General features: G+C 58.0%; 6 protein-coding genes and 1 pseudogene. All 7 read right to left on the bottom strand.

Annotation, left to right across the window (positions count from 1 at the left end; all coding sequences use genetic code 11):
* Nucleotide 1 precedes the first annotated feature (1 nt).
* Complete coding sequence (fusA, locus tag QAO71_RS01330) at nucleotides 2-2,104, bottom strand: elongation factor G (RefSeq protein ID WP_036993731.1); 2,103 nt, start codon at nucleotides 2,102-2,104, stop codon at nucleotides 2-4.
* Nucleotides 2,105-2,125: 21 nt separating this feature from the next.
* Nucleotides 2,126-2,599, bottom strand: coding sequence for a 30S ribosomal protein S7 (gene rpsG / locus QAO71_RS01325; protein ID WP_036993734.1), 474 nt, complete (start codon nucleotides 2,597-2,599; stop codon nucleotides 2,126-2,128).
* Nucleotides 2,600-2,695: 96 nt separating this feature from the next.
* The gene (gene rpsL, locus QAO71_RS01320; protein WP_036993737.1) at nucleotides 2,696-3,067 is read right to left on the bottom strand and encodes a 30S ribosomal protein S12; all 372 of its coding nucleotides are present in this window, start codon (nucleotides 3,065-3,067) and stop codon (nucleotides 2,696-2,698) included.
* A gap of 146 nt (nucleotides 3,068-3,213) precedes the next feature.
* Entirely contained in the window at nucleotides 3,214-7,413 is a 4,200-nt protein-coding gene (rpoC, locus tag QAO71_RS01315) for a DNA-directed RNA polymerase subunit beta' (RefSeq protein WP_280165073.1), read from the bottom strand.
* Between the two features lie 67 nt (nucleotides 7,414-7,480).
* Nucleotides 7,481-11,550: pseudogene (rpoB, locus tag QAO71_RS01310) on the bottom strand (DNA-directed RNA polymerase subunit beta).
* A gap of 208 nt (nucleotides 11,551-11,758) precedes the next feature.
* Nucleotides 11,759-12,130: a 50S ribosomal protein L7/L12 gene (gene rplL / locus QAO71_RS01305; protein WP_036993745.1), complete on the bottom strand. Its 372-nt coding sequence runs from the start codon at nucleotides 12,128-12,130 to the stop codon at nucleotides 11,759-11,761.
* A gap of 82 nt (nucleotides 12,131-12,212) precedes the next feature.
* Nucleotides 12,213-12,713 carry a 50S ribosomal protein L10 gene (gene rplJ, locus QAO71_RS01300; RefSeq protein WP_036993748.1) on the bottom strand — a complete coding sequence of 167 codons (501 nt, stop codon included), beginning with the start codon at nucleotides 12,711-12,713 and terminating at the stop codon, nucleotides 12,213-12,215.
* Nucleotides 12,714-12,900 lie beyond the last annotated feature (187 nt).

The raw sequence follows: 12,900 nt of genomic DNA, 5'->3' as shown, positions 1-12,900 counted from the left end.
ATCAACCTTGCTTCTTGATGATAGCGTCAACGATGTTCGAGGGAGCCTCGGCGTATTTGGCGAACTCCATGGAGTAGCTAGCACGTCCCTGGGACATGGAGCGTACATCCGTGGCGTAACCAAACATCTCACCCAGCGGAACCTCAGCACGGATAACCTTCCCGGAGGGAGAGTCTTCCATACCCTGGACCAGACCACGACGACGGTTGAGGTCACCCATCACGTCACCCATGTAGTCCTCGGGGGTCACTACTTCAACTTTCATGATCGGCTCGAGCAGAACAGCACCGCCTTTCTGGGCCAATTGCTTGGTAGCCATGGAAGCGGCGATCTTGAACGCCATTTCGTTCGAGTCAACATCATGATAAGAACCATCAAAGATGGTTGCCTTGAGGCTGAGCAGCGGGTAACCGGCGAGAACACCGTTCTTCATCTGCTCATCAATGCCCTTCTGCACCGCAGGAATGTATTCCTTGGGTACGGTACCGCCCACCACTTCACTGGCGAAGATCAGACCTTCGGCGGCCTCATCAGCCGGCTCGAAGCGAATCCAGACGTGACCGAACTGGCCGCGACCACCGGACTGACGGACAAACTTGCCTTCGATCTCGCAGGTATTGCGAATCGCTTCACGGTAGGCCACCTGTGGCTTACCGATATTGGCTTCAACGTTGAATTCACGCTTCATGCGGTCAACGATGATGTCCAGGTGCAGCTCGCCCATACCACCAATGATGGTCTGGCCAGACTCTTCATCAGTACGCACGCGGAAGGACGGATCTTCCTGGGCCAGTTTACCCAGTGCAATACCCATCTTTTCCTGGTCAGCCTTGGTTTTCGGCTCAACAGCAACGTGGATTACCGGCTCAGGGAACTCCATACGCTCCAGAACGATCTGCTTTTCCAGGTCGCACAGGGTGTCACCGGTGGTCACGTCCTTCATACCGATCAGAGCGGCGATATCGCCAGCACGCACTTCCTTGATCTCTTCGCGGTTGTTGGCCTGCATCTGAACCATACGGCCCACACGCTCTTTCTTGCCTTTAACCGAGTTGATCACCGAGTCGCCAGAAGACAGCACGCCCGAGTACACGCGAACGAAGGTCAGAGTACCAACAAAGGGGTCGGTAGCGATCTTGAACGCCAGAGCAGCAAAGGGCTCGTCGTCGCTGGAGATACGCTTGTCGATCTTCTCGTCGTCGTCCGGGTGCACACCCTTGATGGCTTCAACTTCGTCCGGAGCCGGCAGGAAGTCGATAACCGCATCCAGCACCAACGGCACGCCCTTGTTCTTGAACGAGGAACCGCAGACAGCCGGAACGATTTCGCTGGCCAAGGTACGCTGACGCAGACCGGCCTTGATTTCTTCCAGGGTCAGCTCAACGCCTTCCAGGTACTTGTTCATCAACTCTTCGTTGGCTTCAGCGGCAGCTTCCACCAGCTTTTCACGGTACTCTTCAGCCAGCTCAAGCATGTCCGCAGGGATCTCCTCCTCGCGGAAGGCCATACCCATGTCGTCTTCGTTCCAGTAGAGAGCCTTCATACGCAACAGGTCTACCTGACCAATGAAGTTCTCTTCCGAACCGATCGGCAGCTGAAGCGCCACAGGCGTATGGCCAAGGCGCTTCTTGATCTGCTCGACTACGCGCAGGAAGTTAGCACCCTGACGGTCCAGCTTGTTCACGTAGACGATACGCGGCACACCGTACTTGTTGGCCTGACGCCATACGGTTTCGGACTGCGGCTCAACACCGGAGGTGCCGCAGAACACAACGACTGCACCGTCGAGCACGCGCAAGGAGCGCTCTACTTCGATGGTGAAGTCAACGTGGCCGGGGGTATCGATAACGTTGACCCGGTGCTTCTTGTACTGCTTCTGAGAACCCTGCCAGAAAGCGGTTACAGCAGCGGAGGTAATAGTGATACCACGCTCCTGCTCCTGGGCCATCCAGTCAGTGGTACTGGCGCCATCATGGGTCTCACCCATTTTATGGTTGGCGCCGGTGTAGAACAGGATCCGTTCCGTGGTTGTGGTTTTGCCCGCATCGACGTGCGCACAAATACCAATATTGCGGTATAGATTGATCGGGGTTGTACGAGCCACGATAGTCTCCTGAGTCGTTGTTTAGAAGCGATAGTGAGAGAAAGCTTTGTTCGCTTCAGCCATACGGTGCACGTCTTCACGCTTCTTGACCGCAGAGCCCTTGCCTTCAGCTGCATCAAGCAGTTCGCCAGCAAGACGCAGATCCATCGACTTCTCGCCACGCTTACGGGCAGCATCTACCAACCAGCGCATTGCCAGAGCATTGCGGCGGGAGGGACGCACTTCAACCGGAACCTGGTAGGTGGCACCACCTACACGGCGGGACTTAACCTCAACCAGCGGAGCGATGGCATCGAGCGCTTTTTCAAACAGCTCAACCGGATCGTCAGTCTTGGTGCGCTCTTTAACTTTATCCAGAGCACCATACACGATACGCTCAGCGGTGGATTTCTTGCCGCTTTCCATTACATGGTTCATGAATTTGGCGAGAATCTGGCTGCCATACTTAGGTTCTGGCAGGATCTCACGTTTTGCCGCTACACGACGTCTTGGCATGATAAGCCCTCAAACGGTCTTCAGGTTAGCTCAGGACTGCAACATTTTCGTTACGCCTGACCTTACTCTTATCGACTCAGGTTAAATGAATTCAAATTACTTCGGACGCTTGGCGCCGTACTTGGAACGACCCTGCTTACGGTCTTTGACACCGGAGGTATCCAGCGAACCGCGAACAGTGTGGTAACGCACACCTGGCAAGTCTTTTACACGGCCGCCGCGAATCAGAACGACGCTGTGCTCTTGCAGGTTGTGGCCTTCACCACCGATATAGGAAGAAACTTCAAAGCCGTTGGTCAAGCGAACACGGCAGACCTTACGCAGAGCCGAGTTCGGCTTCTTCGGCGTGGTGGTATATACGCGAGTACATACACCACGACGCTGCGGGCAGTTCTGCAGCGCGGGCACGTCGCTTTTTTCAGCAACACGCTTGCGCGGCTTTTGAACCAGCTGGTTGATTGTTGCCATCTAGCAAAACTCCACTGATGTCCCTGGGACATATTAAATAAAACGGCAGGGCAAAACGCCCCGCCTATTTTAGGGGTACGGAATTCTATAGAGACCTCCCCCCATCGTCAAGCGCACCCGCCGTGGTCCACGACGGGTGACACTGATCAGTTGCCGCTGGAATTCAGCGCATCCGACAGGGCCTGCTCGACTTCACTGGCGCTGACTTTCGCCGGCTTGTCGGCCGTACGCTGACGCTTGCGCTCAGCGTGGTAGGCCAGACCGGTACCGGCCGGAATCAGACGACCCACCACCACGTTCTCTTTCAGGCCACGCAGGTGATCGCGCTTACCGGTAACGGCAGCCTCGGTCAGTACCCGTGTGGTTTCCTGGAAGGAAGCCGCGGAAATGAACGACTCGGTCGACAGCGACGCCTTGGTGATACCCAGCAGTACCCGCTCATACTTGGCCGGGAACTTGTCCTGACCAGCCAGCGCTTCGTTCTCTTCGAGGACCTGGGTCAGCTCGACCTGGTCGCCCTTGATGAAGCTGGAATCACCCGACTCGCTGATCTCGACCTTGCGCAGCATCTGGCGAATGGTCACCTCGATGTGCTTGTCGTTGATCTTCACACCCTGCAGGCGGTACACGTCCTGAATTTCGTTGACGATGTACTTGGCGAGCTCGCTGACACCCAGCAAACGCAGGATATCGTGCGGGTTGCTCGGGCCATCGGAGATAACCTCACCCTTGGTGACCTGTTCACCTTCGAACACGTTCAGGTGGCGCCACTTCGGAATCAGCTCCTCGTACGGATCGCTGCCATCGTTCGGAGTGATGACCAGACGGCGCTTGCCCTTGGTTTCCTTGCCGAAGGAGATGGTGCCGCTGACTTCTGCCAGGATGGACGGCTCCTTCGGACGACGCGCCTCGAACAGATCGGCAACACGCGGCAGACCACCGGTGATGTCGCGAGTCTTGGACGTTTCCTGAGGAATACGTGCCAGTACGTCACCAATGGTTACCTGCACTCCATCGGACAGGTTGACCTGGGTCTTCTCGGGCAGGAAGTACTGCGCCGGCACATCGGTACCCGGCAGCATCAGCTCCTTACCGTCAGCGCCAATCAGTTTCATGGTCGGACGGATGTCCTTACCAGCGGATGGACGCTCGTGCACCGCCATTACTTCGATGTTGCTCAGACCGGTAAGTTCGTCGGTCTGACGGCGGATGGTGATACCCTCCTCCATGCCAACGAACTGTACGGTACCGGCAATCTCGGTAACGATCGGGTGAGTGTGCGGATCCCACTTGGCAACCACCTGGCCGGCCTGGACCTTATCACTCTCGTGAATGGAGATCACCGCACCGTAGGGCAGCTTGTAACGCTCACGCTCACGACCGAACTCGTCAGCCAGAGCCAGCTCACCGGAACGGGACACCGCCACCAGCGCGCCGTCATCACGGGTCACGTGCTTCAGGTTGTGCAGGCGGATGGTACCGGCGCTTTTGACCTGAATGCTGTCCTGCGCGGCGGTCCGGCTGGCAGCACCACCGATGTGGAACGTCCGCATGGTCAGCTGGGTACCCGGCTCACCAATGGACTGGGCAGCGATCACACCCACCGCCTCACCGATATTGATCTGGTGACCACGTGCCAGGTCGCGACCATAGCAGGTGGAGCACACGCCGTAGCGGGTTTCACAGGTAATGGGCGAGCGTACAATCACCTCGTCCACACTGTTCAGCTCGAGGAACTCGACCCACTGCTCGTCGATCAAAGTGCCGCCGGCGACGATGACGTCTTCGGTACCCGGCTTGAATACGTCACGGGCGATGACCCGACCCAGCACGCGCTCACCCAGCGGCTCGACAATGTCGCCGCCTTCGATATGCGGCTTCATGACCAGACCCTGATCAGTACCGCAATCGACCTCGGTGATTACCAGGTCCTGCGCCACGTCGACCAGGCGACGAGTCAGGTAACCGGAGTTGGCGGTCTTCAGTGCCGTATCCGCCAGACCCTTACGGGCACCGTGGGTGGAGATGAAGTACTGGAGTACGTTCAGACCTTCACGGAAGTTGGCGATGATCGGCGTTTCGATGATCGAGCCATCCGGCTTGGCCATCAGACCCCGCATACCTGCCAACTGACGAATCTGTGCGGCGGAACCCCGGGCACCGGAGTCGGCCATCATGTACATCGAGTTGAAGGACTCCTGCTCGACTTCCTTGCCGTCACGATCCAGCACGCGAGTGGACTTGAGGTTGTCCATCATCGCCTTGGAAATCTCGTCGTTGGCCTTGGACCACAAGTCGATGACCTTGTTGTACTTCTCCCCGGCGGTAACCAGACCGGAAGCGTACTGGTCTTCGATTTCCTTCACCTCGGCGGTGGCATCTTCGATGATCCGCGCCTTCTCATCGGGAATGACGAAGTCGTTCACGCCGATGGAGGCACCGGAGATGGTCGAATAGGCAAAGCCGGTGTACATCAGCTGGTCAGCGAAGATCACGGTCTCCTTGAGACCCACGATCCGGTAGCTGGTGTTGATCAGCTTGGAAATCGCCTTCTTCTTCAGCGGCTGGTCGACCAGCGAGAAGGGCAGCCCCTTGGGCAGGATCTGGAACAGCAACGCGCGACCGACAGTGGTGTCGATGATGCGGGTTTCCGTGGTCCAGCTCTCGTCCTTGTGCTTGACGGTCTCTTCGAGACGCACCTTGACCATCGAGTGCAGGTCAACGTGGCCGCTACGGTAGGCCATCTCGACTTCGGCGATGCTGGTGAAACGCATGCCTTCGCCACGCGCATTGATGCGCGAACGAGTCATGTAGTACAGACCCAGTACCACGTCCTGGGACGGCACGATGATCGGCTCGCCACTGGCCGGCGACAGGATGTTGTTGGTCGACATCATCAGCGCGCGCGCTTCCAGCTGGGCTTCCAGCGTCAGCGGCACGTGAACGGCCATCTGGTCACCGTCGAAGTCGGCGTTATAGGCCGCACACACCAGCGGGTGCAGTTGAATGGCCTTGCCTTCGATCAGTACCGGCTCGAACGCCTGGATACCCAGACGGTGCAGTGTTGGTGCACGGTTGAGCAGCACGGGGTGTTCGCGGATAACCTCGGCGAGGATATCCCACACTTCCGGCAGCTCGCGCTCAACCATCTTCTTGGCCGCCTTGATGGTGGTGGCCAGGCCGCGATGTTCCAGCTTGCCGAAGATGAACGGCTTGAACAGTTCCAGCGCCATCTTCTTGGGCAGACCGCACTGATGCAGACGCAGGGTCGGACCTACCACGATCACCGAACGACCGGAGTAGTCAACGCGCTTACCGAGCAGGTTCTGACGGAAACGGCCCTGCTTACCCTTGATCATGTCGGCCAGGGACTTCAGCGGGCGCTTGTTGGTGCCGGTGATGGCACGGCCGCGACGACCGTTGTCCAGCAGCGCATCAACCGATTCCTGCAGCATGCGCTTTTCGTTGCGCACGATGATATCCGGCGCGGACAGATCCAGCAGACGCTTCAGGCGGTTGTTACGGTTGATCACCCGACGGTACAGGTCGTTCAGGTCGGAAGTCGCGAAACGACCGCCATCCAGCGGTACCAGCGGACGCAGGTCCGGCGGCAGTACCGGCAGTACGGTCATGACCATCCACTCCGGCTTGTTGCCGGAACCCTGGAAGGCTTCCATCAGCTTCAGCCGCTTGGACAGCTTCTTGATCTTGGTTTCCGAGGTGGTCTGCGGAATTTCCTCACGCAGCCGGCTGATCTCGTGCTCCAGATCCATGGCGGTCAGCAGCTCGAATACCGCTTCGGCACCCATGCGCGCATCGAACTCGTCACCGAATTCTTCCAGCGCTTCGAAGTACTGTTCGTCGTTCAGCAGCTGGCCTTTCTCCAGCGTAGTCAGACCGGGCTCGATCACGACATAGCTTTCGAAATACAGTACCCGCTCGATGTCGCGCAGGGTCATGTCCAGCAGCAGACCGATACGGGACGGCAGGGATTTCAGGAACCAGATATGGGCAACCGGCGATGCCAGTTCGATATGTCCCATGCGCTCGCGACGCACCTTGGCCAGTGCGACTTCAACGCCACACTTTTCACAGATGACGCCACGGTGCTTGAGGCGCTTGTACTTGCCGCACAGGCACTCGTAGTCCTTCACCGGGCCAAAGATCTTGGCGCAGAACAGGCCGTCACGCTCCGGCTTGAAGGTACGGTAGTTAATGGTTTCCGGCTTTTTCACTTCGCCGTAGGACCAGGACCGGATCATCTCCGGCGATGCCAAGCCGATTCGAATGGAATCGAACTCTTCAACTTGTCCCTGGGACTTGAGCAGGTTCAATAAGTCTTTCAAGGCCTATACTCCTCGCAGTGTCTCAAGGGCGGCGGGTCACGCCGCCCGAGACGTGGGCACTCGGTGGTTATTCGGATTCCAGGTCGATATCGATGGCCAGAGAACGAATCTCCTTGACCAGCACGTTGAAGGACTCGGGCATGCCGGCCTCCATGCGATGGTCACCGTCCACGATGTTCTTGTACATCTTGGTCCGGCCATTGACGTCATCCGATTTGACGGTGAGCATTTCCTGCAGGGTGTAGGCGGCACCATAGGCTTCCAGAGCCCAGACCTCCATCTCCCCGAAACGCTGACCGCCGAACTGAGCCTTACCACCCAGCGGCTGCTGTGTTACCAGGCTGTACGAACCGGTCGAACGGGCGTGCATCTTGTCATCGACCAAGTGGTTCAACTTGAGCATGTACATGTAGCCAACGGTAACCGGGCGATCGAAGGTGTTGCCGGTACGGCCGTCGTACAACTTCATCTGACCACTGTCCGGCAGATCTGCCAGGCGCAGCATGTGCTTGATTTCGTGCTCTTCAGCACCATCAAATACCGCAGTTGCCATCGGCACACCGGCGCGCAGGTTGTTGGCCAGATCCAGGACTTCCTGATCGCTGAGTGCGTCCAGATTCTCCTGACGACCACCTACCTTGTTGTACACCTCATCGAGGAACTCGCGCAGTTCGGCGATCTTGCGCTGCTCTTCGAGCATGCGGTTGATCTTCTCGCCCAGGCCCTTGGCCGCGAGGCCCAGGTGGGTTTCGAGAATCTGCCCGACGTTCATCCGCGAAGGTACACCCAGCGGGTTGAGGACGATGTCAACCGGCGTGCCGTTCTCGTCATGGGGCATATCTTCGATCGGCATGATGACCGAGATGACACCCTTGTTACCGTGACGACCAGCCATCTTGTCACCCGGCTGGATGCGACGCTTGATCGCCAGGTAGACCTTGACGATCTTGAGTACGCCCGGCGCCAGGTCATCGCCCTGCTGCAGCTTGCGCTTCTTGTCTTCGAACTTCTCGTCGAGCAGCTTGCGGCGGTCGATCAGGTAGGCCTGAGCCAGCTCCAGCTGTTCGTTGAGATGGTCTTCGCTCATGCGCAGCTTGAACCACTGGCCGCGCTCGATACCGGCAAGAATCTCGGCAGTCAGCTCGGTGCCTTTCTTGACACCGGCACCGCCTTCGGCAGTGTGGCCGATCAGCGCAGCGCTGAGGCGCTCGAAAGTCGCCGTTTCGACGATGCGGAACTCTTCCTGCAGATCCTTGCGGATCTCGTCCAGCTGCTCCTTCTCGATGGCCAGGGCGCGAGAGTCGCGCTCAACGCCATCACGGGTGAACACCTGAACGTCGATGACCGTACCCTTGGTACCGGTCGGTACACGCAGGGAGGTGTCCTTGACGTCGGAAGCCTTCTCACCAAAGATCGCACGCAGCAGCTTCTCTTCCGGCGTCAGCTGGGTTTCGCCCTTGGGCGTGACCTTGCCGACCAGAATGTCGCCGGTGCCAACTTCGGCGCCCACGTAAACGATACCGGCCTCGTCCAGCTTGCCCAGCGCCGCTTCGCCAACGTTGGGAATATCGGAAGTGATTTCTTCCGGCCCCAACTTGGTGTCACGGGAAACGCAGGTCAATTCCTGGATGTGGATAGTAGTAAAGCGATCTTCCTGGACCACCCGCTCGGACACCAGAATGGAGTCCTCGAAGTTGTAGCCATTCCAGGGCATGAACGCCACACGCATGTTCTGACCCAGGGCCAGCTCACCCATGTCGACGGAAGAACCATCAGCCAGGATGTCCTTGACCGCCACCAGATCGCCTTTCTTCACCAGCGGACGCTGGTTGATGCAGGTGTTCTGGTTGGAACGGGTGTACTTGGTCAGGGTGTAGATATCCACACCGGCCTCGCCCGCTTCGACTTCGTCGTCGTTGGCGCGGATAACGATACGGCTGGCATCAACCGAGTCGACTACACCACCACGGCGAGCGGTCACGCAGACACCGGAGTCCACAGCCACGTTGCGCTCCATACCGGTACCGACCAGCGGCTTCTCGGCACGCAAGGTCGGAACGGCCTGACGCTGCATGTTGGAACCCATGAGGGCGCGGTTGGCATCATCGTGCTCGAGGAACGGAATCAGCGAGGCGGCAACCGACACGACCTGACGCGGCGATACGTCCATCAGGGTGACTTCTTCCGGCGCCTTGACGCTGAATTCGTTCATGTGACGAACGGCAACCAGTTCTTCGACCAGACGGCCGTCACGCACCTCGGCACTGGCCTGGGCGATAACATGATCGGACTCTTCGATGGCCGACAGGAACACGATCTCGTCGGTCACCACGGCATCCTTGACGCGGCGATACGGGCTTTCCAGGAAGCCGTATTCGTTGGTCCGGGCATAGGTGGCCAGCGAATTGATCAGGCCGATGTTCGGACCTTCCGGAGTTTCGATCGGACATACGCGACCATAGTGGGTCGGGTGTACGTCGCGCACTTCGAAGCCGGCACGTTCACGGGTCAGACCACCCGGCCCAAGCGCGGAAACACGACGCTTGTGGGTAATCTCGGACAGCGGGTTGTTCTGGTCCATGAACTGGGACAGCTGGCTGGAACCGAAGAATTCCTTCACTGCCGCCGCAACCGGCTTGGCATTGATCAGATCCTGCGGCATCAGGCCTTCGCTTTCGGCCATGGACAGACGTTCTTTCACCGCCCGCTCGACCCGTACCAGACCTACACGGAACTGGTTTTCAGCCATTTCACCAACGGAGCGGATGCGACGGTTACCCAGGTGATCGATATCATCGACCACACCCTTGCCGTTACGGATATCGACCAGGGTCTTGAGCACCTCGATAATGTCTTCCTTGCTCAGCACGCCAGGTCCTTCGATCTCTTCACGACCGATGCGGCGATTGAACTTCATGCGGCCGACGGCAGACAGGTCGTAACGGTCGCTGCTGAAGAACAGGTTGCTGAACAGCGTCTCGGCGGCATCCTTGGTCGGCGGCTCACCGGGGCGCATCATGCGATAGATTTCCACCAGCGCTTCGAGCTGGCTGGTGGTGTTATCGATGCGCAGGGTATCGGAGATGAACGGGCCACAGTCGATATCGTTGGTGTACAGCGTCTCGATGCGATCAACCTGGGCTTTCACCAGCTTGTCGATCAGATCCGCTGTCACTTCGACGTTGCACTCGACCAGAATCTCACCGGTAGCCGGGTGCACCACAGCCTTGGCAATGGTACGGCCGATCAGGTAGTCGTAGGGTACTTCCAGACTGGTGATACCGGCTTTTTCCAGCTGATTGATATGGCGCGCGGTAATCCGGCGACCCTTCTCGACAATGACCTTGCCCTTGCCATCAGTGATGTCAAAGGTAGCGATCTCACCACGCAGGCGCTGCGGCACCAGCTCCAGTTGCAGGCTTTCACCTTGCACCTCGAACTTGTTGGTGTCATAGAAGATGTCGAGAATTTCAGAGGTCTGGTAGCCCAGCGCGCGCAGCAGCACGGACGCCGGCAGCTTGCGGCGACGGTCGATACGGACGAACACGGCGTCCTTGGGATCGAACTCGAAGTCCAGCCAGGACCCGCGGTAGGGAATCACGCGGGCGGAATACAGCAACTTGCCGGAGCTGTGGGTCTTGCCACGGTCGTGGTCGAAGAACACCCCGGGGCTGCGGTGCAACTGGGATACGATCACACGCTCGGTACCATTGATCACGAAGGTACCGTTTTCAGTCATCAGGGTATTTCACCCATATAGACTTCCTGCTCCTTGATATCCTTGATCGCCTTGCTGGCAGACTCGCGATCAAAGATGATCAGGCGCACTTTCACCCGCAGCGGAACCGCAAAGGTCACACCGCGCAGCACGCACTCCTTGACATCGAAAGCCGGCTCACCTAACCGGTAACCGACATATTCGAGCGCCGCATTACCGGAATAGCTGATAATGGGGAAGACAGATTTGAAGGCCGCGTGCAGACCGATATCACGAACGTTGTCCTTGTCGTTGCCGGCCTGCAGGAATTCCCGATAGGAATCCAGCTGGATCGCCAGCAGATAAGGTACATCCATCACATGCGGCAGTTTGCCAAAGTCCTTGCGGATACGTTTTTTCTCAGTATATGAGTAAGCCATCAGCGTTCCCCAGCTTGGTCACCTGCTTGATTGGCTCCCCCTGACGGGAAAGCCTGAAAATGCTTGCAAGACCTCGTCTTGCTCACTCGCTTCGGAGTGGATCCGACCGGCCCGAGATCAGGCCGGAACGGAAAAAGGCCGGTGGCACACAGGCCACCAGCCATCAATCTGACCGTCGATCAGATTGTCGACGCAAGGTCGCGCAAGCTTACTTGAGCTCGACCGCTGCACCAGCCTCTTCCAGCGATTTCTTCGCGGCTTCGGCTTCGTCCTTGGAAACGCCTTCCTTGATGGTAGCCGGAGCGCCATCAACCATGGCCTTGGCTTCTTTCAGGCCCAGACCGGTCAGCTCGCGAACAGCCTTGATCACGTTAACTTTCTTCTCGCCAGCGGCGGTCAGGATAACGTTGAACTCGGTCTGCTCTTCAGCGGCAGCAGCGCCACCAGCAGCCGGGCCAGCTGCGACAGCGGCAGCGGCGGAAACGCCGAACTTCTCTTCCATTGCGCTGATCAGTTCAACGACCTGCATAACGGACATTTCGGATACGGCATTGATGATATCTTCGTTGGTCAGAGCCATGACTCTATATTCCTGTATTGGGGGACAACCCTTGGGGTCGTCAAAACATTAAAAGCAAACGAACAAAGCGCTAGCTGACCAATCAGGCCGCCTCGGCTTCCTTCTGATCGCGGACAGCGGCCAAAGTACGAACGAACTTGCTGGTAGCGCCTTGGATCACGCTCATCAGCTGGCTGATTGCCTCGTCGTAAGTCGGCAGTGTGGCCAGTTTGTCGATCTGATCGGCTGAAAGGTAGTTGCCTTCAAACGCAGCTGCCTTGATCTGGAACTTGTCCTGACCCTTGGCGAACTCCTTGAACAGACGGGCAGCAGCGCCCGGGTGTTCGTTGGAGAACGCAATCAGGGTCGGACCGACAAAGACGTCGTTGAGGCAGTCGTACTCGGTGCCTTCAACAGCACGACGCAGCAGGGTGTTACGTACAACACGTACGTAAACGCCGGCTTCGCGTGCGTCTTTGCGCAGACCAGTCATGGCAGATACGCTTACACCGCGGGCATCAGCCACAACGGCAGACAGCGCACCTTTGGCAGCTTCGTTGACTTCAGCGACGATGGCCTTTTTGTCTTCGAGCTTAATTGCCACGGGTTCTACTCCTGGATTTACCATTGATCGCCGTGAGGCGACATGTTTTGGTGTCTGATCCAGCCTGCACTGAATCGTGAGCACCATCTGCGTAGGCCTGGGAATTTCTCCCCGATTTGAGGCTTGCGCCACCTACGGTCTTGGACAGCCCCCAACCGGCAGGGACCCCAATAGTTGACGCGCCGCG

Source organism: Halopseudomonas sp. SMJS2, assembly GCF_029866945.1.
GTDB lineage: Bacteria > Pseudomonadota > Gammaproteobacteria > Pseudomonadales > Pseudomonadaceae > Halopseudomonas > Halopseudomonas bauzanensis.
Note: the sequence above shows the minus strand (reverse complement) of the source record. Positions and strands in the feature narration are given on the sequence as shown.

Coding starts and splice junctions, on each gene's coding strand:
- rpsG (WP_036993734.1), bottom strand. CDS start 2,599: ATGCCAAGACGTCGTGTAGCGGCAAAACGTGAGATCCTGCCAGAACCT.
- rpsL (WP_036993737.1), bottom strand. CDS start 3,067: ATGGCAACAATCAACCAGCTGGTTCAAAAGCCGCGCAAGCGTGTTGCT.
- rplL (WP_036993745.1), bottom strand. CDS start 12,130: ATGGCTCTGACCAACGAAGATATCATCAATGCCGTATCCGAAATGTCC.